At 70.7% G+C, this 20,011-nt stretch carries 20 protein-coding genes; 6 read left to right on the forward strand and 14 right to left on the reverse strand.

Annotation, left to right across the window (positions count from 1 at the left end):
* Positions 1–82 precede the first annotated feature (82 nt).
* The 5 genes from hflX to RT2_RS08025 form a co-directional block, all read right to left on the reverse strand.
* Entirely contained in the window at positions 83–1,570 is a 1,488-nt protein-coding gene (hflX, locus tag RT2_RS08005) for a GTPase HflX (RefSeq protein WP_072844080.1), read from the reverse strand.
* 69 nt (positions 1,571–1,639) lie between these two features.
* Positions 1,640–2,509 carry a diaminopimelate epimerase gene (gene dapF, locus RT2_RS08010; protein ID WP_072844265.1) on the reverse strand — a complete coding sequence of 290 codons (870 nt, stop codon included), beginning with the start codon at positions 2,507–2,509 and terminating at the stop codon, positions 1,640–1,642.
* Positions 2,510–2,519: 10 nt separating this feature from the next.
* Complete coding sequence (locus RT2_RS08015) at positions 2,520–3,398, reverse strand: TrmH family RNA methyltransferase (RefSeq protein WP_072844081.1); 879 nt, start codon at positions 3,396–3,398, stop codon at positions 2,520–2,522.
* Positions 3,395–4,312, reverse strand: a complete 918-nt coding sequence (miaA, locus tag RT2_RS08020; RefSeq protein WP_072844083.1) for a tRNA (adenosine(37)-N6)-dimethylallyltransferase MiaA — start codon at positions 4,310–4,312, stop codon at positions 3,395–3,397. The genes RT2_RS08015 and miaA overlap by 4 nt, the downstream gene beginning before the upstream one ends.
* Positions 4,300–5,016 carry a class III extradiol ring-cleavage dioxygenase family protein gene (locus tag RT2_RS08025; RefSeq protein ID WP_072844085.1) on the reverse strand — a complete coding sequence of 239 codons (717 nt, stop codon included), beginning with the start codon at positions 5,014–5,016 and terminating at the stop codon, positions 4,300–4,302. The genes miaA and RT2_RS08025 overlap by 13 nt, the downstream gene beginning before the upstream one ends.
* A gap of 172 nt (positions 5,017–5,188) precedes the next feature.
* Here RT2_RS08025 and RT2_RS08030 point away from each other — a divergent pair, with 172 nt between their 5' ends.
* Entirely contained in the window at positions 5,189–6,529 is a 1,341-nt protein-coding gene (locus RT2_RS08030; RefSeq protein ID WP_072844087.1) for a DUF349 domain-containing protein, read from the forward strand.
* 148 nt (positions 6,530–6,677) lie between these two features.
* Here the strand turns inward: RT2_RS08030 and RT2_RS08035 are convergent, their stop codons facing one another.
* The 3 genes from RT2_RS08035 to ctaD form a co-directional block, all read right to left on the reverse strand.
* Entirely contained in the window at positions 6,678–7,253 is a 576-nt protein-coding gene (locus RT2_RS08035) for an Rv2732c family membrane protein (RefSeq protein ID WP_083577185.1), read from the reverse strand.
* Positions 7,250–8,809, reverse strand: a complete 1,560-nt coding sequence (gene miaB / locus RT2_RS08040) for a tRNA (N6-isopentenyl adenosine(37)-C2)-methylthiotransferase MiaB (protein ID WP_371851145.1) — start codon at positions 8,807–8,809, stop codon at positions 7,250–7,252. The genes RT2_RS08035 and miaB overlap by 4 nt, the downstream gene beginning before the upstream one ends.
* 98 nt (positions 8,810–8,907) lie before the next feature.
* Positions 8,908–10,671, reverse strand: a complete 1,764-nt coding sequence (ctaD, locus tag RT2_RS08045; protein ID WP_072844093.1) for an aa3-type cytochrome oxidase subunit I — start codon at positions 10,669–10,671, stop codon at positions 8,908–8,910.
* A 139-nt stretch (positions 10,672–10,810) separates the two neighbouring features.
* On the opposite strand from ctaD, the gene RT2_RS08050 reads away from it, so the two are divergent.
* The 5 genes from RT2_RS08050 to RT2_RS08070 all read left to right on the forward strand — a co-directional run bounded on the left by RT2_RS08050 (position 10,811) and on the right by RT2_RS08070 (position 14,888).
* The gene (locus tag RT2_RS08050) at positions 10,811–11,557 is read left to right on the forward strand and encodes a helix-turn-helix transcriptional regulator (RefSeq protein ID WP_072844095.1); all 747 of its coding nucleotides are present in this window, start codon (positions 10,811–10,813) and stop codon (positions 11,555–11,557) included.
* A 129-nt stretch (positions 11,558–11,686) separates the two neighbouring features.
* Entirely contained in the window at positions 11,687–12,415 is a 729-nt protein-coding gene (locus tag RT2_RS08055; protein WP_083577200.1) for an amino acid ABC transporter ATP-binding protein, read from the forward strand.
* Positions 12,416–12,432: 17 nt separating this feature from the next.
* On the forward strand, positions 12,433–13,263 hold the full coding sequence (locus RT2_RS08060; RefSeq protein ID WP_072844099.1) for a glutamate ABC transporter substrate-binding protein: 831 nt from the start codon (positions 12,433–12,435) through the stop codon (positions 13,261–13,263).
* A 24-nt stretch (positions 13,264–13,287) separates the two neighbouring features.
* Entirely contained in the window at positions 13,288–13,974 is a 687-nt protein-coding gene (locus RT2_RS08065; protein ID WP_072844267.1) for an amino acid ABC transporter permease, read from the forward strand.
* Complete coding sequence (locus tag RT2_RS08070; RefSeq protein ID WP_072844100.1) at positions 13,971–14,888, forward strand: amino acid ABC transporter permease; 918 nt, start codon at positions 13,971–13,973, stop codon at positions 14,886–14,888. Before RT2_RS08065 ends, RT2_RS08070 begins: the two co-directional genes overlap by 4 nt.
* A gap of 90 nt (positions 14,889–14,978) precedes the next feature.
* Here the strand turns inward: RT2_RS08070 and recX are convergent, their stop codons facing one another.
* From recX to RT2_RS08100, 6 genes are all read right to left on the reverse strand, one after another.
* Entirely contained in the window at positions 14,979–15,539 is a 561-nt protein-coding gene (gene recX / locus RT2_RS08075; protein ID WP_072844102.1) for a recombination regulator RecX, read from the reverse strand.
* 10 nt (positions 15,540–15,549) lie between these two features.
* Complete coding sequence (gene recA / locus RT2_RS08080) at positions 15,550–16,593, reverse strand: recombinase RecA (RefSeq protein WP_072844104.1); 1,044 nt, start codon at positions 16,591–16,593, stop codon at positions 15,550–15,552.
* A gap of 274 nt (positions 16,594–16,867) precedes the next feature.
* Positions 16,868–17,062 carry a DUF3046 domain-containing protein gene (locus tag RT2_RS08085; protein ID WP_072844269.1) on the reverse strand — a complete coding sequence of 65 codons (195 nt, stop codon included), beginning with the start codon at positions 17,060–17,062 and terminating at the stop codon, positions 16,868–16,870.
* 9 nt (positions 17,063–17,071) lie between these two features.
* Positions 17,072–18,226 carry a glycosyltransferase gene (locus RT2_RS08090; protein WP_072844105.1) on the reverse strand — a complete coding sequence of 385 codons (1,155 nt, stop codon included), beginning with the start codon at positions 18,224–18,226 and terminating at the stop codon, positions 17,072–17,074.
* Between the two features lie 84 nt (positions 18,227–18,310).
* The gene (locus tag RT2_RS08095) at positions 18,311–18,979 is read right to left on the reverse strand and encodes a hypothetical protein (protein WP_072844107.1); all 669 of its coding nucleotides are present in this window, start codon (positions 18,977–18,979) and stop codon (positions 18,311–18,313) included.
* Positions 18,980–18,998: 19 nt separating this feature from the next.
* Entirely contained in the window at positions 18,999–19,982 is a 984-nt protein-coding gene (locus RT2_RS08100; protein ID WP_174556681.1) for an LLM class F420-dependent oxidoreductase, read from the reverse strand.
* Positions 19,983–20,011: the final 29 nt, after the last annotated feature.

Genomic DNA, 20,011 nt, shown 5'->3' on the forward strand with positions numbered 1-20,011 from the left:
GCGCCCGGCTGATCCGGCCGCGGTGCCCGCGGCGTCGACACAGGCAGCAGTGCCCTGTTCCGTCATGTCCGTTCCTGTCCGGTCAGGCGCTGTGTCGGTACTCCTGGAGTGCGGAGGCCAGCGCCTCCGGCACCTTCGCGCGCACCAGTGTGCCTTCCGGCTCGTGCGAGGACCCGAGAATTCGCCCATCGGCGTGAATTCGGGCCATCAGGTCGCCGCGGGTGTACGGGACCAGGGCGGTCAGCTCCACCTCCGGCGACTTCACGAGCTCCGAGAGCGTCTCGCGCAGGTCGGCGATGCCCTCCCCGGTCCGCGCGGACACGAACACCGCGCCGGGCAGGAGGCCCCGCAGCTGGGTCAGGGTGACCGGGTCCGCCGCGTCGATCTTGTTGACCACCAACAGCTCCGGCGGCGCCGGGGCGTCGGTCTCGCGGAGCACCGCGGTGATCACCTCGCGCACCGCCTTGATCTGCTCGGTCGGCAGCGGGTCGGACCCGTCGACGACGTGCACCAGCAGGTCGGCGTCGGTGACCTCCTCGAGGGTCGAGCGGAACGCCTCGACGAGCTGGGTGGGCAGGTGTCGGACGAAGCCGACCGTGTCGGTGAGCACGTACTGCCGGCCGTCCTCGAACTCCGCCTTGCGGGTGGTCGGGTCGAGGGTGGCGAACAGCGCGTTCTGCACCAGCACGCCCGCGCCGGTGAGGGAGTTGAGCAGGCTCGACTTGCCCGCGTTGGTGTAGCCGACGATCGCGACCGACGGCACCTCGTTGCGCAGCCGCTGCGTGCGCTTGGTGTCGCGGGCGCCCTTCATCTCCTTGATCTCGCGGCGCAGCTTGGCCATCCGCTCGCGGATCCGGCGCCGGTCGGTCTCGATCTTCGTCTCGCCCGGTCCGCGGGTTCCCACGCCGCCGTCCTTGCCGGCACGGCCACCGGCCTGCCGGGACATCGACTCACCCCAGCCGCGCAGCCGCGGCAGCATGTACTGCATCTGGGCCAGCGCGACCTGCGCCTTGCCCTCGCTGGAGGTGGCGTGCTGGGCGAAGATGTCGAGGATCAGGGCGGTGCGGTCGATGACCTTGACCTTCACCACCTTCTCCAGCGCGTTGAGCTGGGCCGGCGTCAACTCGCCGTCGGCGATGACGGTGTCGGCACCCGTCGCCATCACCACCTCGCGCAGTTCGTTGGCCTTGCCGGAGCCGATGTAGGTGGCGGCGTCGGGCTTGTCGCGACGCTGCACCAGCCCCTCGAGCACCTCGGAGCCGGCGGTCTCGGCGAGCGCCGCCAGCTCGGTCATGCTGGCCTCGGCCTGCGCTGCCGTGCCGTGGGTCCAGACCCCGACGAGCACCACCCGTTCCAGGCGCAGCTGCCGGTACTCGACCTCGGTGACGTCGGTGAGTTCGGTGGACAGGCCGACGACGCGGCGCAGGGCGCTGCGCTCGTCGAGCTGCATCTCGCCGGTGGACGGTTCGTGCCGCGTCCAGCCGGTGTCCCGGCTGGGCCCGGTGCCGGCGTCGGCCTCGTGGTCGCGGTCGCGGTCGGAGTTCTCCGTTGCTTCATGTGTGTTCGTCATACAAGACCCATGGTCCCACGTCGCCCCGGCCGGGCGCACTCGGATTATCCGCCGGCCGCCCGCGGCGGCTCAGCCCAGCCTCGCCCACCAGGCGTCGTCGACCTGCCCGGACGCGACGAGCACGGACGGCCCGCGCAGCTCGGCGACGCCGCCGCGCACGCTGACCTGCACCTCACCGCCGAGCACCCGTACCCGCACCTCGCCCTCGGTGCGCCCGGCCGACCGCAACGCGGCGGCGGCCGCGGCGACCGTCCCGGTGCCGCAGGAGCGGGTCTCGCCGACGCCGCGCTCGTAGACACGCATGTCCACCGCCCCGTCCGCCATCGGGGTGAGGATCTCCACGTTCACCCCGTGCGGGAAGAAGTCCGTGTCGAACACCGGGGCCGTGGTCAGGTCCAGCGCGGCCAGTTTCGCCGCGGTGAGGCCCTTGTCCACGCAGGCCAGGTGCGGGTTGCCGACGTCGATACCGAGCCCGGTCAGGGTCTGCCCGTCCAGGGTCGCAGTGGAGGTGCCCAGCTCGCGCACCTCGCCCATCCCGACGGTCACCTCGCCGGTGGCGCCGTCGCAGCGGTGCACCACCACCGGGCGGGCGCCGGCGCGGCTGCCGACCACGAACTCGTCGGCGCTCTCGCGGCCGGTGGCGCGCAGGTAGTGGGCGAACACGCGGACGCCGTTGCCGCACATCTCGGCGATCGACCCGTCCGCGTTGCGGTAGTCCATGAACCAGTCGTCGGCGCCGACCCCGGCCGGGGCCGCGTCGAGCACCCCGGCGGCGACCAGCGCGCCGGTCCGGGCCACCCGGAGCAGTCCGTCGCCGCCGACCCCGGCGCGGCGGTCACACAGTGCGGCCACCCGGTCCGCCCGCAGGTCCAGGCGCACGTCCGGGTCCGGGAGCACCACGAAGTCGTTCTCGGTGCCGTGACCCTTGCTGAAATCCATGCCGCTCATGCTACCGAGGGCCGGCCGGCGCCTGGATCCGCTGCCGCGCCGCCTCGTACAGGCACACCGCCCCGGCGGACGGCGCGCCCAGCGAGCTGGCGGCCCCGCCGATCGGGATGCTGACGGTGACGTCGCAGGCCTGACGCCAGCCGGTGCTCATGCCGCGGGTCTCGTTGCCCACCACCAGGATCGTGCCGCCGGTGAAGTCGTGCCCGAAGACCGGCACGTCGCCGTCCTCGTCGGTGCCGACGACGCGCAGATCCACCCCGCCGGCGCGCTGGCGATCCCGGAAGGCCAGCACCTCGCTCGCGTCGGCCGCCGCGTACACCGGCATCGCGAACAGCGAACCGGTCGAGGCCCGCACGCACTGCGGGTCGTAGGGGTCGGCGGCGTGGCCGGTGACGATCACCGCGTCGGCGCCGAAGGCGTCCGCCGAGCGCACCAGGGTGCCGAGGTTGCCGGGCGAGGTGGGCCGGTCGAAGACCACCAGCAGCGGCGCGGCGTCGCCCGCGGCCCGGAGGGTCAGCGAGCCGAGCCCGCGCTGGCGGGTCTTCGCGACCGCGATCAGCTCCGGGTCGCTGTCCGACTTCTCCCCCAGCTCGCGCATGAGTTCGCCGCTGACGCCGACCTTCTCGTGCCGCCACTCCTCGAGCACCCCGCGCGCCCACGCCGACAGCGGCGGCCCGTCGAGCCGGTAGAGCAATGCCTCGGCCGGCCAGTCGTGTTCGAGTGCCAGGGTCAGCGGCCGCACCCCCTGGATCAGGAACCGGGCCGCCTTGGTCCGCTTGGCCCGGGTGCTCAGGTACGACTGCCACTGCTGGAACCGCGCGTTGCGCACGGTCACCTTCGCGTCGTGGCCGTGCGTCGGGCGGGTGGTCTTCTTGGTCACGGGGTCTCCACAATCGTCAGGGCCAGCGAGGTCAGGTCGTCGTCCGCGCCGTCGAGCCAGTGCACGCGCGGGTCGCGCCGGAACCAGGACCGCTGCCGGCGAACGTACCGGCGGGTGCCGATCAGCGTCCGCTCGTGCGCCTCGTCGAGGTCGTACTCGCCGTCCATCGCGGCGAGCACCTGCGCGTAGCCGATGGCCCGGGACGCGGTGACGCCCTCGCGCAGCCCGACCTCGGTCAGCGCGCGGACCTCCTCGACGAGGCCGCCGTCGAACATGGCCCGGGTGCGAAGGGCGATCCGGTCGTCGAGTTCGGCGGTGTCGCGGTCGACGCCCAGGATGACCGTGCCCCAGCGCGGTTCCCCGATGGTCGGCGCGGACGCGGCGAACGGCATCCCGGTCAGCTCCACCACCTCGAGCGCACGCACCATCCGACGGCCGTCGGTCGGCAGGATCGTCGCGGCGGCCTGCGGGTCCGCCCGGGTCAGTTCGGCGTGCACGGCGGCGACGCCGCCCTCGGCGAGGACGGCCTCCCACTTGGCCCGCACCTGCGGGTCGGTGGCCGGGAACGACCAGTCGTCGAGCAGCGACTGCACGTACATCATCGACCCGCCGACGATGACGGGCACCGCGCCGCGGGCAGCGATGTCCTCGACGTCGGCGCGGGCCGAGCGCTGGTAGTTGGCGACCGTCGCGGTCTCGGTGACGTCGAGCACGTCCAGCTGGTGGTGCACGATGCCGCGCCGTTCGTCGACGGGCAGCTTCGCGGTCCCGATGTCCATGCCGCGGTACTGCTGCATGGCGTCGATGTTCACGATCTCGCCGCCGAGGCGCTGCGCCAGGTCGAGGCCGAGGTCTGACTTGCCGGTGGCGGTCGGCCCGACCACCGCGATCGGACGCACGCTCACCGTTCCCACGTCCCGACGTGGTAGCCGACGCCGTAGGGCGCGCCCTGGTAGTCGGTGCGGCAGCGCGGCGCATCGTCGCCGAACAGCCCGGCCAGCACCTGCCAGGCGGCCCGGCCCTCGATGCCGAGGTCCGCGCAGGCCACCGGGTCCAGCTGCCGCAGGAACTCGAGGTCGCCCGCGGTCAGCGCGGCGTCCAGCTCGGCCTGGGCGCCGGGGGCGCGGTCGTCGAACGCGCCGGGCGCCTTGGCGGTGAGCGTGGTGGCCCCGTCCGCGACCACCAGCACCCCGTGGGGCTCGGCCGCGGCGTCGAGCCGGGCCCGGAGCCTGGCCCCGACCTCGGCGCAGTAGACGGGCGAGGTGTCGGCGGCGACGACGATCGCGTGGGCGGCGGCGTCGGGGGCGGCGTGGGCGCGCAGCCAGCCCGCCACCAGCACCGCCAGCGGCAGGTCACGGCGTGACGACGCGGCGGCGTCCGGGGACAGCGCGACCCGGACGTCGGCGCCGAAGCCCGCGAAGCTGCCCGACGTGTCCGGGCCCAGCTCGGCCTCGGTGGCGCCGACCCCGACGACGGTCCAGTGCGGCGCGAGCTCGCGGAGCCGGGCGGCGACCGCCAGGCTGGCGGCCCGCAGGTCCGCCGTCTCGGCGGCCGCAGCACCGGCAAGTTCGGGAATCAACAGGGGTGGGGCGGAGACCAGAGCCGCGGCGGTGAACACACTGCGCAACGGTAGTCGACCCTTGAATCCACGTTCTGGGGGTCTGAACTGTTTCAATGGTCCCTACTGCTCGTTCCGGGTTGAATGGAACCCGCACACGCCGAACCCAGCGGGCACGGTGTGTGAACAGACGAGGCACGGCAGCCGTGACGCGCGGCAGAGATGAGGAGTCATGACCGACAGCAGCGCACCCAAGCCAGGCGCCCCGAAGCCGGGCGCACCCAGGCCCGGCGCCCCGAAGCCGGCGGCACCACGGCCCGGTCCCGCGGTCGCGCATGCGCCGTCGGTGGCCCCGCCGAGCGATCCGAGCCTGTTCGGCCGCGTCGACGACGACGGCACCGCCTGGGTCAAGACCACCGACGGCGAACGCCAGATCGGATCCTGGCAGGCCGGCGACGCCGCGGAGGGCCTCGCGCACTTCGGCCGCCGCTACGACGACATGGCCACCGAGGTGGGCCTGCTCGAGGCACGGCTGAGCTCCGGGGCGGGCGACGCGAAGAAGACCCGGGCGGCCGCGGTCGCGCTGTTGGAGTCGCTGCCGACCGCCGCGGCGATCGGCGACCTCGACGCGCTGGCCCGGCGGCTCGACGTGGTGATCGCGGGTTCCGAGAAGGCCGCCGTCGCGGCCAAGGCGGAGCGCGAGCACGAGCGCGAAGAGCACACCCACCGCAAGGAGGTACTCGCCGCGGAGGCAGAGCAGATCGGCGCCGAGTCCACCCAGTGGAAGGTCGCCGGCGACCGGCTGCGGGAGATCCTCGACGAGTGGAAGACCATCCGCGGCGTGGACCGCAAGGTCGACGACGCGCTGTGGAAGCGGTACTCGAAGGCCCGTGAGGCCTTCAACCGGCGCCGCGGCGCCCACTTCGCGGAACTCGACCGCGACCGCGCCTCCGCGAAGGTCCACAAGGAGGAGCTGGTGGAGCGCGCCGAGGCGCTCTCCGACTCCACCGACTGGGGCCCGACTGCGGGTGCGTTCCGCGACCTGCTGGCCGAGTGGAAGGCCGCCGGGCGGGCGCCGCGCGACGCCGACGACGCCCTGTGGAAGCGGTTCAAGGGCGCGCAGGACGTGTTCTTCGCGGCCCGCAACGCGGCCGCCTCCGAGCGGGACGCCGAGTTCGAGGACAACGCCGTCGCCAAGGAGGCCCTGCTGCGCGAGGCCGGGAACATCGATCCCGCACGGGATCTCGAGGCGGCGCGGAGCGCACTGCGCGACCTGCAGGAGAAGTGGGACGCGATCGGCAAGGTTCCGCGCGAGCGCATGCACGACCTCGAGGGCAAGCTGCGCGCCATCGAGAAGACCGTGCACGACGCGGTCGACTCGCAGTGGCGCCGGACCGACCCGGAGGCGATGGCCCGGGCCGCGCAGTTCCGCGAGCGGGTCGCGCAGTTCGAGGAGCAGGCAGAGAAGGCCACCGCCGCGGGCAAGACCAAGGACGCCGAGAAGGCGCTCGCACAGGCGCAGCAGTGGCGCGAGTGGGCCGATGCGGCCGAGGGCGCGGTCAACGAGCGCTGACGCCCGCCCGGCGTCTGCCCGACGCCACCGGCACGATCACGCACAGCCGGCCAGACCGGGACGGGCCCCACGGGCTCGACCGGGTCTGGCCGGCTGTGTTTCGCGTGCCCAGGGCGGGTGAGGCCCCGGGACCGGGCGAACTCCGGCGTCAGTTGTTGTCGTCGCCCCAGATCGACCGGCGCTCGGCCTCCGCCGTCTGCTCCCGGCGCGCCTGCTCGGCGGCGAGCTGGACGGAGGTGCGGGTCCACACCACCTTGATCCAGTGGAAGGTCAGCACCATCACCGTGATCCAGCCGAGGACCAGGCCGATGCCGGGTCCGGCGCCGGGATCGCCCGGGGACAGGGTCTGCCGCGACCAGATCGCGAGCATCCCGAACACGCTGGCGACGGCGGTACCGGCCAGGGCCAGCCAGGCCAGCGTCCAGCGCCGGGTGACCAGCGCCAGGGCGCCGACGACCACACCGAACACCAGCGCCAGCCAGACGAAGATCCGGGACGGCAGCGCGATGGACTCGCCCAGGGCGACGTCGTTGCCGACCAGCACGTCCCAGCCGGAGGCCGACCCCGTGTGCGGGAGGGTGAAGCTGAGCAGCAGCACCAGCACACCGGCCGCGACGACGACGCCGCGGATGCCGGGATCGATCTCCGAGGTGACCTTCCGCTCGGCCGCCTCGATGTCCTTTCGGATGTGTTCGATCGGGTCCTCGTGCTTGTCCTTGATCATGCTCCACATCCCGTTGCGGTCGGCAGCGGCGCGGGCGCGCCGATCTGCGGTAGTCCCAGTCCCACCCCGATGGGTGGGGTCTTCGGCGTGATGCCACGTTCGTGCGAGTCGCCGGCGCGGGTGCGCCGGTGGGTGAGCACCGGGCCGTCCGCGATCAGGTGGTGCGGGGCCGCGCCGGTGACCACGGTGGTGACGACGTCGCCGGGCCGGATGTCGCCGACGACGGACCCGGCGCCCTCCGGGCGGAAGTGCACGAGCCGGCCGTCACGGGCCCGGCCACTCATCCGGTGGGTGGCCGCGTCCTTGCGGCCCTCCCCCGCCGCGACCAGCAGTTCCACCTCGGCGCCGAGCAGCTTCTGGTTCTCCTCGAGCGTGATCTGCTCCTGCAGCGCGATGAGGCGGTCGTAGCGTCCCTGCACGACCTCCTTCGGCAGCTGGTCCGGCATCTCCGCCGCGGGCGTGCCCGGGCGCTTGGAGTACTGGAAGGTGAACGCGCTGGTGAAGCGGGCCTGCCGGACCACGTCCAGGGTCTCGAGGAAGTCGTCCTCGGTCTCCCCGGGGAAGCCGACGATGATGTCGGTGGTGATCGCGGCGTGCGGCATCGCGGCCCGCACCTTCTCGATGATGCCGAGGAACTTGGCCTTGCGGTAGGACCGGCGCATCGCCTTGAGCACCCGGTCGGAGCCGGACTGCAGCGGCATGTGCAACTGCGGGCACACGTTCGGGGTGGCGGCCATCGCCTCGATCACGTCGTCGGTGAACTCCGCGGGGTGCGGGGAGGTGAAGCGGACCCGCTCGAGTCCCTCGATGTTCCCGCAGGCGCTGAGCAGGGCGGCGAATGCGCCCCGGTCGCGCGGGATGTCGGGGTCCACGAAGGAGACGCCGTAGGAGTTGACGTTCTGCCCGAGCAGGGTGACCTCGAGCACGCCCTCGTCGACGAGCGCCTGCACCTCGGCGAGGATGTCGCCGGGCCGGCGGTCCACCTCCTTGCCGCGCAGCGCGGGCACGATGCAGAACGTGCAGGTGTTGTTGCAGCCCACCGAGATCGACACCCAGCCGGCGTACGCGGACTCGCGCTTGGCGGGGAGCGTGGAGGGAAACGCCTCGAGCGACTCGAGGATCTCGACCTCCGCCCGCTCGTTGTGCCGGGCGCGTTCGAGCAGGGTCGGCAGCGAACCGATGTTGTGGGTGCCGAAGACCACGTCCACCCACGGCGCCTTCTTCACGACGGTGTCGCGATCCTTCTGCGCCAGGCAGCCGCCGACCGCGATCTGCATCCCCGGATGCGACGCCTTGGTCGGACGCAGCATGCCGAGGGTGCCGTAGAGCTTGTTGTCGGCGTTCTCGCGGACCGCGCAGGTGTTGAAGACCAGCAGGTCGGGCTGCGCGCCGGCAGCCGCCTTGGTGTAGCCCGCGTCCTCGAGCAGACCGGACAGCCGCTCCGAGTCGTGCACGTTCATCTGGCAGCCGAAGGTGCGTACCTCGTAACTCCGGGGCTCGGTGGTCGCGGGGTCTCCGGGTGCCGCCGGTGCCGTGTCGGGGAGGTCTCGGTCGATCGTGTCCACGTCATCAAGGGTACGGCCCCGGCCGAACCCGCCCGAATCCCGCGTACCGACGTCAGCGGGAAGCCGCCGCCGCGGCGGCCTGGGCGAGCTCAGTCATCGGGCGCGCGGTCCGCGGGCGCGTCCGCCCCGACCTCGACGAGCTCGGCAGACTGCTCACGGTGACGGGTTCCGACGTGCGCCTCCGCGCGCAACCGCTCGACCATGTGCGGGTAGTGCAGCTCGAAGGCCGGGCGCTCGCTGCGGATCCGGGGCAGCTCGGTGAAGTTGTGCCGCGGCGGCGGGCAGCTGGTGGCCCACTCGAGCGAGTTGCCGTAGCCCCACGGGTCGTCGACCGTGACGATCTCGCCGTACCGGTAGCTCTTGAAGACGTTCCAGACGAACGGCAGCGTCGAGGCACCGAGGACGAACGAGCCGATCGTGGAGATGGTGTTCAGCGTGGTGAAGCCGTCGCTGGGCAGGTAGTCCGCGTAGCGACGCGGCATGCCCTCGTTGCCGAGCCAGTGCTGGACCAGGAACGTGGTGTGGAAGCCGATGAAGGTGGTCCAGAAGTGCCACTTGCCGAGGCGCTCGTCCATCAGGCGGCCCGTCATCTTCGGGAACCAGAAGTAGATGCCGGCGTAGGTGGCGAACACGATGGTGCCGAAGAGCACGTAGTGGAAGTGCGCCACCACGAAGTAGCTGTCGGTGACGTGGAAGTCCAGCGGCGGGCTGGCGAGGATGACGCCGGACAGGCCGCCGAACAGGAACGTGATGATGAATCCCAGGCAGAAGAGCATCGGCGCCTCGAAGGTGACCTGCCCCTTCCACATGGTGCCGATCCAGTTGAAGAACTTCACACCGGTCGGGACCGCGATGAGGAACGTCATGAAGGAGAAGAACGGCAGCAGCACGGCGCCGGTGGCGTACATGTGGTGCGCCCACACGGCGATCGACAGCGCCGCGATCGACATCGTCGCGTAGACCATTCCGTTGTAGCCGAAGAGCGGCTTGCGTGAGAACACCGGGATGATCTCGGTGACGATCCCGAAGAACGGCAGCGCCACGATGTAGACCTCGGGGTGACCGAAGAACCAGAACAGGTGCTGCCAGAGCAGGGTCCCGCCGTTGGCCGGGTCGAAGATGTGCGCGCCCAGGTGCCGGTCCACGAACACGCCCATCAGAGCCGCGGTGAGGATCGGAAACGCGAGCAACACCATGATCATCGTGATGAAGATGTTCCAGGTGAAGATCGGCATCCGGAACATGGTCATGCCGGGGGCACGCAGGCAGATCACCGTGGTGATCATGTTGACGCCGCCGAGGATGGTGCCGACGCCTGCGACCGCCAGGCCCATGATCCACAGGTCGGCGCCGACGCCGGGCGAGTGCACCGCGTCGGTCAGCGGGCTGTAGGCCGTCCAGCCGAAGTCGGCCGCGCCACCCGGGGTGAGGAACCCACCCATGGCGATCAGCGCGCCGAACAGGTACAGCCAGTAGCTCAGCGCGTTCAACCGCGGGAACGCCACGTCCGGCGCGCCGATCTGCAGCGGCAGGATGTAGTTCGCGAAACCGAACACGATCGGCGTCGCGTACAGCAGCAGCATGATCGTGCCGTGCATGGTGAACAGCTGGTTGAACTGCTCGTTCGACAGGAACTGCATCCCCGGAACCGCGAGCTCGGTCCGCATCAGCAGGGCCATCAGCCCGCCCGCGAGGAAGAAGGCGAACGAGGTGACCATGTACATGATCCCGAGGGTCTTCGGGTCAGTCGTGGTGACCATCTTGTAGATGTAGGTGCCCTTGGGACCGAGTCGCGCGGGGTACGGCCGCGCGGCTTCGGTGTCGAGTGCCGGCCCGGGCGACGTGGCGGTCATCGCGTCGTACCCCTCGCACGCGCGAACCGCGACTGGTCGTTCACCGAATGCTCGACACCCATGGAATCCTCCCAGGTCGGCGCTCGTCACCTCCCCCGATTAAACACGAATCCAGTCGTTTTTAATATAGAATTGGCGAATGAACGACCGGCGGTCACCGCGCACCGCGGCGCATGCCGTCCTGGCGTCACCCAGCCGGCGACGCCTCCTCGACGTGCTCTCCCGCAGCGCGGCGGCGCTCGACGCGCGGCACCTCGCGGACGAGTCGGGCCTGCACGTGTCCACGGTCCGGTTCCACCTGGCCGCGCTGGAGCAGGCCGGCCTGGTGCGCACGGCGCCCGCGGCGCCCACCGGCCGGGGGCGGCCCCAGCTGCTCTACCGCGCCGTGCAGTCGGACGTCGACCGCGAGTCCGGCCGGTACGGCAGGCTGGCGGCCGTGCTGATCGGACGCTGGACGGGGTCCGGCGAGCACCGCGACTCCCCCGGGTCCGGCTCACGGCGCGCCGAACTTGCCGGCGACGACTGGGCGGCGCAGGAACTCGCGACCCTGACGCCGTCGGCCCCACAGACCATGCCCGACGCGGTCCGCACCGCCGCGGCCGTCCTGGACCGGCTGGGCTACGACCCCGAGATCACCGAGGCGCGGCCGGACTCCGCGGAGCTGACGTTGCACACCTGCCCGTACGCCGACCTGCTCGCCGTCGACGCCGAGGTGGTCTGCGCGGTGCACCTCGGCCTGCTGCGGGGGCTGGTCGGCCGGCTCGGCCACCCGGACGCCGCGATCCGGGTGGGGCCGTGGTCGACGCCGGGCCGATGCGTCGCCCACCTGAGTGCCGCCGACGGCCCGTCCACCGAGAGGCACCTCCGGAGCGAATCCGCACAGTAAAGAATCCACAACGCCGCGGGCGCCGCGCCACCCAAATGCGACAACGGCCCCTCCGACCGCATAAAGTCTGCAACCATGACGCATGCGGACGAATCCGGAACTACGGCGTCGGCGGTGGTCCGCCCCACGATGATCTCCATGAAGTCGGTGCAGAAACACTTCGGTGCGCTGCACGTTCTGCGGGACATCGACCTGGAGGTGCCGACCGGCCAGGTGGTGATGGTGCTCGGGCCTTCCGGCTCCGGCAAGTCGACCCTGTGCCGGACGATCAACCGGCTCGAACCGATCGACTCCGGCACCATCACGATCGACGGCAAGGAACTGCCCGCCGAGGGCCGGGCGCTGGCCGCGCTGCGCGCCGACGTCGGGATGGTGTTCCAGTCCTTCAACCTCTTCGCGCACAAGACGATCCTCGAGAACGTCATGCTCGCGCCGATGAAGGTCCGCAAGAAGAACAAGGCCGACGCCAAGGCGAAGGCACTCGAACTGCTCGACCGGGTCGGCATCGCCAACCAGGCGGACAAGTACCCGGCCCAGCTGTCCGGCGGGCAGCAGCAGCGCGTCGCGATCGCGCGGGCCCTGGCGATGAACCCGAAGGTCATGCTGTTCGACGAGCCGACCTCCGCGCTCGACCCCGAGATGGTCAACGAGGTTCTCGACGTGATGGTCGGGCTCGCCAAGGAGGGCATGACCATGCTCGTGGTGACCCACGAGATGGGCTTCGCCCGCAAGGCCGCGGACCGGATCATCTTCATGGCCGACGGGGTCGTCGTCGAGGACAGCACCCCCGACAGCTTCTTCACCGCACCCAAGTCCGACCGCGCCAAGGACTTCCTCAGCAAGATCCTCGGACACTGAGCGGGAAGGCGCGGACGGTGAGACTTCGCAAGGCCACTACCGCGGTGGCGCTGCTCCTCGCGGTCGTCGTGACGGCGTCCGCCTGCGGGAGCAGCGAGCCCCGCGACGTCCTGCAGGACGCCGCGGACGGCCACCTCGTCATCGGGACCAAGTTCGACCAGCCCGGCCTCGCCGTGCGCGAACCGGACAAGACGATGTCCGGCTTCGACATCGACGTCGCCAAGTACATCGCCAACTACCTGGGGGTGCCGGAGGACGGCATCACCTGGAAGGAAGCACCCTCCGCGCAGCGCGAGACGCTGATCAAGAACGGTGAGGTCGACTACGTCGTCGGCACCTACTCGATCACCGACAACCGCAAGAAGGTCGTCGACTTCGCCGGGCCGTACTACGTCGCCGGACAGTCGCTGCTGGTCCGCGCCGACGACGACTCCATCACCGGCGCCGAGTCGCTGGAAGGCGGCAAGAAGCTCTGTTCGGTGGCCGGCTCCACGCCGGCGCAGAAGATCAAGAAGTCCTACCCGGGTGTGCAGCTGCAGCAGTTCGACAGCTACTCCTCGTGTGTGGAGGCGCTGCACCGCGGCAAGGTGGACGCCCTGACCACCGACGACATCATCCTCGCCGGCTTCGCGGCCCAGTACCCGGGCGAGTTCAAGCTCGCAGGCGAGCCCTTCACCACCGAGCTGTACGGGGTGGGGCTGCCCAAGGGCGACACGGAGGCCCGGATGAAGATCAACGACGCGATCGAGGACATGATCGCCACCGGCGCCTGGCAGGCCGCGTGGGAGAAGTCCCTCGGCGATTCGGGCCTCACACTGCCACCGCCGCCCACCGTCGACCGCTACTGACCCGCCAACCTGAAGGAGGTGAACATGGGACGACTGCTCGAAACCTACGGCGACCAGTTGATCAGCGCATTCTGGATGACGATCCAACTCACGTTCTGGTCCGCCATCGGCTCCCTCGTCTGGGGCACCCTGCTCGCGTCGATGCGGGTCTCCCCCGTGCCGATCCTCCGGGCAACCGGGACGGCGTACGTGAACATCGTCCGCAACACCCCGCTCACCCTGATCATCGTGTTCACCTCGATCGGGCTGTACCAGAACCTGGGTGTGGCGTTCGCCCCGGAGGGCGACCCGGCGTTCATCGACACCAACAACTTCCGGCTGGCGGTGCTCGGATTCATCGTCTACACCTCGGCTTTCGTGTGCGAGTCACTGCGCTCGGGCATCAACACGGTCCCGGTCGGGCAGGCTGAGGCCTTCCGCTCGCTGGGGCTCTCGTTCAGCCAGGGCATCCGGCTGGTCGTGCTGCCGCAGGCCTTTCGTGCGGTCGTCGCTCCGCTCGGCAGCGTGCTGATCGCACTGACCAAGAACACCACCATCGCCTCTGCGATCGGTGTCGCCGAGGCGTCCCTGTTGATGAAGACGATGATCGAGAACGAGGCGGATCAGTTGTTCGTGGTGTTCGCAATCTTCGCGATCGGCTTCATGGTCCTGACGCTGCCGATTGGGTTCCTCTTCGGCTACCTCGGCAAGCGACTGGCGGTGAAGCGATGACCGATCAGGCGAGCGTCCTCTTCGACATCCCCGGCCCGCGGGCCCGGATCAGGAACCGGATCACGGCGATCGCGTTCGGACTCGTGCTGGTCGTCGTCGGCCTGTACGTGCTGCGCGTGCTGGCGGAGAACGGGCAGTTCGAGGCGGACAAGTGGTCGCCGTTCCTCAACCACTACACCTGGACCACGTACCTGCTGCCGGGCCTGAAGGGCACCCTGGTCGCGGCCGGGCTCTCGCTGGTGTTCGCGCTCGTCCTCGGCGCCGTCCTCGGCGTCGGCCGGCTCTCCGACCACCGCTGGGTGCGGTGGGTGTCCGGGGCGTTCGTCGAGTTCTTCCGGGCGATCCCGGTGCTGATCCTGATGATCTTCGCGTACCAGGCGTTCGCGCAGTACGGCGTGTTCCCCTCGGGCGAGCTCGCGCTCGCCGCCGTGGTCGTCGGCCTGACGCTGTACAACGGGTCGGTCATCGCGGAGATCCTCCGCGCGGGCATCTACTCGCTGCCGAAGGGACAGACCGAGGCCGCGGTCGCGATGGGCATGCGCAAGGGTCAGACCATGCGGCTCGTGCTGTTGCCGCAGGCGATCACGTCCATGCTGCCGGCGCTGGTGTCGCAGATGGTGGTGGCGTTGAAGGACTCCGCGCTCGGCTACCAGATCGGCTACGTCGAGATCGTCCGCAGCGGCCAGCAGGCCGCCTCATACTACCGCAACTTCTTCGCGGCCCTGGTCGTCGTCGGCATCATCATGATCATCATCAACTTCGGGCTGTCCTACTTCGCGACCTGGCTCGAGAAGCGACTGCGGACCGGACGCAAGGGCGGACGCCCGCCGATCGCGCCGCTGGACGCCGATGTGATCGACGGGGCGCCCGGCATCGACGACGTGATGACCTTCACCGACAAGCGGCCCGCCTGACCGGCGGCCTCCCAGCGAGGCCGCCGCGCCAGTCCCCTTCGGGCCAGTCCCCACCAGTCCGTCTGGTTAGTCCGCACCGAGTCCGTCTGGTTAGTCCGCACTGAGTCCGTCGGTGTCCGTACCGGCCTGGGCCAGTTCGGCCTTCACCACGTCGAACGCCATGCCCTGCGGGTAGCCGCGGCGCGCGAGCATCGACACCAGCCGGCGGACCACCCGGTCGCGTTCGCTGCTGCGACCGCCGGGCCCGTCCACCTCGAAGTCCAGCGAGGTGGTGCGCAGCTTGCGCCGGACCAGTTCGACCGCGCGCTCGCGCTCGTCGTCGCCGTCGATCTGGTCGAGGGCGACCGCGGCGACCTCCGGGGCCACGCCCTTGGTGCGCAGCTCCATCGCCAGCGCCCGCTTCCCCTTGCCGGAGAACACGTGCCGGGAGCGCACCCACTGCTCGGCGAACGCGGCGTCGTCGACCAGTCCGACCTCGGTCAGCCGGTCGAGGACCCGGGCGCTGACGCTCTCGTCGTAACCCTTGTCCGCGAGCTTCTTCGACAGTTCCGCGCGACTGCGGGGCCGGTCAGTCAGGAGGCGCAGGCACAGGTCCTTGGCCTGCACCTCCTGCTGGGCCGGCGGCACGGTCACCGGATCACCGGAACGCATCGGCGGCGACCTAGAAGTCGACCGGGTCCGCGTCCTTGTCGGACGCGGTCACGTCCGCGCCGATGCCCAGCTTCTCCTTGATCTTCTTCTCGATCTCGTCCCGGATGTCGGTGTTCTCCAGCAGGAACTTGCGGGCGTTCTCCTTGCCCTGGCCCAGCTGGTCACCCTCGTAGGTGAACCAGGAACCCGACTTCCGGATGAAGCCGTGCTCGACACCCATGTCGATCAGCGACCCCTCCTTGCTGATGCCGTGACCGTAGAGAATGTCGAACTCGGCCTGCTTGAACGGCGGCGCCACCTTGTTCTTGACCACCTTGACGCGGGTGCGGTTGCCGACCGCGTCGCTGCCGTCCTTGAGCGTCTCGATGCGGCGGATGTCCATGCGCACCGACGCGTAGAACTTGAGCGCCTTACCGCCGGTGGTGGTCTCCGGGGAGCCGAACATCACACCGATCTTCTCGCGCAGCTGGTTGATGAAGATGACGGTGGTGCCGGAGTTGTTCATTGCGCCGGTGATCTTGCGCAGCGCCTGGCTCATCAGCCGGGCCTGCAGGCCGACGTGGCTGTCACCCATCTCGCCCTCGATCTCGGCGCGGGGCACCAGGGCCGCCACGGAGTCGACGACCAGGATGTCGAGCGCGCCGGAGCGGATCAGCATGTCCGTGATCTCCAGGGCCTGCTCACCGGTGTCCGGCTGGGAGACCAGCAGCGCGTCGGTGTCCACGCCCAGCTTGGCGGCGTAGTCCGGGTCGAGCGCGTGCTCGGCGTCGATGAAGGCGGCGATGCCGCCGTTGGCCTGGGCGTTGGCGACCGCGTGCAGTGCCACCGTGGTCTTACCCGAGGACTCCGGGCCATAGATCTCCACGACCCGGCCGCGGGGCAGACCACCGATGCCCAGCGCGATGTCCAGCGCAATGGAGCCGGTGGGGATCACCGCGATGGGCTGGCGGGACTCCTCACCGAGGCGCATCACCGAACCCTTGCCGAAGTTCTTGTCGATCTGCGCCAGCGCGAGCTCGAGCGCCTTGTCGCGATCGTTTGCCTGAGGTGCCATCGAGTTCTCCTTAGTCAGCGTCTCGTCCGGTGGTCCGGGATGAAGATCCGGGCTCGTCGGCGATCTGTGTTCCGTGATGCCGTTACGTTAGAGCGGGGTACCGACAACCTTGCGTAGGTCCGGTCTCGGGTCGGGCCCGAACCCGGCGGACGACCACCGGCGCCGCGGACGGCCGCGAGGCCACCGAACAGAACCCCCTCAGCATAAGGGAACATCTGTTCGAGTCAACTTTCGAACCGCCTGGGGCTCGTTGCGACTCCCGGCGGCATCGCCGTCACCAGCGCGAACGCGGCACCTCGAAGTCCGCGCACAGTGCGCGCCACACGTCCCGCGGTTCCTGACCCGCCTCGATCGCCTGCGCCGCGGTCATGCCGCCCAGGCTGGTCAGCACGTGGTCCACCAGCAGGGATTCGCCGTACAGGCGGCCGAACTGGCCGTGCACCAGCTCGTTGAACTCGGTCAGTCTCACCACACCACGCTAGCGCCCCTGCGCTGCCGCAACGCACACCGCCACCGGGTCCGCCACCTCCGCGAGCCCGTCGGAGGCACGTCGCGCCGACTCCGCGAAGCCGGGCTCGTCCAGCACCCGCAGCACCGCCTCCCGCAGGGTCTGTGCGGTCAGCGGGCGCACCACCACCGCGCTGCCCTGCCGGGCCGCCCGGTTGGCCAGTTCCCACTGGTCACCGCCGCCGGGCACGGCCGCCACCGGCACCCCCGCCATCAACGCCTTCGCCAGCATGCCGTGGCCCGCGCCGCACACCACCGCGGCGGCCTGGCCGAGCATCACGTCCTGGCGTCCCAACCCGGCCCGGGCCCAGGACGGCAGGTCGGCCGGCGGGGCGTCGAGCATCGACGCGACGACCCGCACCCCGGCGCCGTCGAGCCCGGCCAGTGCGGTCTCGAGCATGCCCTCGGCCCCGGTGAACGCGGTCGACGGCGCGATCATCACCAGCGGGTCGTCGCCGGGCGGCGGGTCCAGCACCTCGGCGGTCGGCTCCCACAGCAGCGGCCCCACCACGTGCGCGTCCTCCGGCCAGTCCGGCCGCGGCACCTCCAGCGCCGGCATCGTCGCGATCAGCCGCGCCACCGGGCCGGGGTCGACGGCGGGCAGGCCGATGCTCACCCGGGCCGCCGAGCGCTGCCGCTGGCCCTGCTTGATCGAACGCCCGGTCGCCGCGCGCATCAGCGCGTCGCGGGCCTGCCCGCGCAGCCCCTCCCCCGGCGCCAGGCCGCTGCCGATCGGCGGCAGCCCCTTCGAGGGGGCGTAGAGCGGGTGCGGGGACAGTTCCACCCACGGCACGTCGAGCCGTTCGGCGGCCATCCCACCGCCCGCGGTGAGGATGTCCGAGACCACGAGGTCCGGCAGCATGGCACTCAGGTCCGGAAGGATCTCGGTGGAGATGTGCGCGGCCCGGGAGTGGATCCGCTGACCGGCGTCCAGGTCGTCGTCCTCCGGGCGCGGTGCGAGCCCCTTGAGCTTGCGTGCGCTGATCCCCGCCGCCCGCGCCTGCTCGAGCCATCGGTCACCGGTGAACAGCACCGGATCCTCGCCCGCGGCAAGCAGTTTCAGGCACAGTGCGATGGCGGGAAAGGCATGGCCGGCATCGGGCCCGGCGACAACGGCGACTCGCATCCGCCCAGGGTGCCACAGTGCCCGCGGGCGGCCCGTCACCAGTGCGGCAGATGGGCCGCGACCGCGGGGCAACGGCCTTTGCCGTCAGCCGTCCGTGGTCGGGCCGGGCCGGCGGGCGGCGAGGATGAAGACACTGATCACCAGGACCCACACGGGGAACACCAGCGTCACCCAGAGGCTGAGGCTGACCACCAGCAGCAGAGTCAGCGACAGCAAGTAGGTCGTCATCACCAACCAGCGCGGCATCAGGCCGGTGCGCAGCCAGATCGTGCCGAGCGAGATCATGAACACCCCGGCCATCCGCACCGCGTAGACGTTGCTGACCTGCAGCATCACCTCGCGGCCGAAGTAGACGATCTCGGCCTCGGAGCCGCCTGCGTGCCGGGACATCGCGAGAATCCCGCCGGCCACCGCCGTCGAGACGAAGGCCATGGCCAGGAACAGCAGTCCGCTGCCGAGGAACACCGTCGCGAAGAACCGGTCCTCGAGGTCGCCGAGGCGGTCTCGGACGACGCCGATGAACCACAGGAACGCGATGCCCGCGAACGGCGCCAGCACCAGGGCGGCCGCCATTCGCGAGGCGGCGCTCCCCGTCCAGGCGGTCACGGCGAACGGATCGGCCGGTAGCGCGGTGCGCATCAGCACCAGGCTGGTCCCGAAGAGGACCGCGAAGAGGATGCCGGCGACCGCCGCCGACCGCGGCGTCGTCAGCTGACGGAACCGTTCGTCCTGCCTGTCGGACCCGGGCGTCACGTCACCACACCCCCGGTGGTCAGTCGATCACCAGTGGGCGCAGGGCCGCGCCCGCCAACTCCACGATCCCCGGCTCGTCGCCGTTGGCGACCAGGTTGATCACGATCCCGTCGACGCCGTGGTCGAGGACCCGGGTCTGGATCTGTTCGGCCACCTCGTCCGGACTGCCGACGAACTGCCGATCGGTGGCGGCGGCCCGGTCCTCCGCAGACAGCGCCGACAGGTCGACGCCGCGGGAGAGCAGGAACTCGCGCTGCAGCTGCCGGGCCCGGTCGCCGTCCTCGTCTATCATCACGAACGCGAGGAAGCTCGTCTCGAGGGTGCCGCGGTCGCGGCCCGCCTCCTCGCAGCGCTGGGCCAGCGCGTCGAGCTTGCGCGGCAGCTCCGAGGCGTTGCAGATGATGTTCAGGTGGTCGGCGTAGCGGGCCGCGTAGCCGAAGGTCTTCTTCTCGCCGCCGCCACCGAGCAACACCGGCAGGTCGTCGCGGACGCGGGGCTCGTTGATCGCACCCTCGGTCCGGTACCACTTGCCCTCGAACGTCGGCCGCTGCCCGCGCAGCATCGGCACGATGATCTCCAGGGCCTCCCCGAGCCGCTCGAACCGCTCGGTGAAAGTGCCGAACTCGTAACCGAACTGGCGGTGTTCGAGCTCGAACCAGCCGGCCCCGATGCCGAGCACCGCACGCCCGCCGCTGACCACGTCCAGGGTGGTGACGGTCTTGGCCAGCATCGGCGGGTTGCGGTAGGTGTTGCCGGTGACCAGCGCGGAGAGCTGGATGCTCGAGGTCGACGCCGCCAGGCCGGCCAGCGCGGTGTAGGCCTCGAGCATCGGCTCGTCCGGTTCCCCGATGCCGGGCAACTGGTAGAAGTGGTCCATCACGAAGGCGGTGTCGAAGCCCGCTGCCTCCGCCTCCCGGGCCTGGGCGACGACGGTGGGGAACAACTCCACGACCGGCTTCGCGTAGCTGAAGTTGGGCATCTGGTATCCGAGTCGAATACTCACAAGGCCCGACGTTACCCCGGTGGGACCCG

It is taken from the genome of Rhodococcus tukisamuensis NBRC 100609 (assembly GCF_001894985.1).
GTDB lineage: Bacteria > Actinomycetota > Actinomycetes > Mycobacteriales > Mycobacteriaceae > Rhodococcus_G > Rhodococcus_G tukisamuensis.

Excerpts from the sequence above, each read along its gene's own strand:
- RT2_RS08055 (WP_083577200.1), top strand. The coding sequence starts at position 11,687 with ATGATCTCCATGAAGTCGGTGCAGAAACACTTCGGTGCGCTGCACGTT.
- recA (WP_072844104.1), bottom strand. The coding sequence starts at position 16,593 with ATGGCACCTCAGGCAAACGATCGCGACAAGGCGCTCGAGCTCGCGCTG.
- RT2_RS08090 (WP_072844105.1), bottom strand. The coding sequence starts at position 18,226 with ATGCGAGTCGCCGTTGTCGCCGGGCCCGATGCCGGCCATGCCTTTCCC.
- RT2_RS08050 (WP_072844095.1), top strand. The coding sequence starts at position 10,811 with ATGAACGACCGGCGGTCACCGCGCACCGCGGCGCATGCCGTCCTGGCG.
- RT2_RS08070 (WP_072844100.1), top strand. The coding sequence starts at position 13,971 with ATGACCGATCAGGCGAGCGTCCTCTTCGACATCCCCGGCCCGCGGGCC.
- hflX (WP_072844080.1), bottom strand. The coding sequence starts at position 1,570 with ATGACGAACACACATGAAGCAACGGAGAACTCCGACCGCGACCGCGAC.
- ctaD (WP_072844093.1), bottom strand. The coding sequence starts at position 10,671 with ATGACCGCCACGTCGCCCGGGCCGGCACTCGACACCGAAGCCGCGCGG.
- RT2_RS08030 (WP_072844087.1), top strand. The coding sequence starts at position 5,189 with ATGACCGACAGCAGCGCACCCAAGCCAGGCGCCCCGAAGCCGGGCGCA.
- RT2_RS08035 (WP_083577185.1), bottom strand. The coding sequence starts at position 7,253 with ATGATCAAGGACAAGCACGAGGACCCGATCGAACACATCCGAAAGGAC.
- RT2_RS08065 (WP_072844267.1), top strand. The coding sequence starts at position 13,288 with ATGGGACGACTGCTCGAAACCTACGGCGACCAGTTGATCAGCGCATTC.
- dapF (WP_072844265.1), bottom strand. The coding sequence starts at position 2,509 with ATGGATTTCAGCAAGGGTCACGGCACCGAGAACGACTTCGTGGTGCTC.
- recX (WP_072844102.1), bottom strand. The coding sequence starts at position 15,539 with ATGCGTTCCGGTGATCCGGTGACCGTGCCGCCGGCCCAGCAGGAGGTG.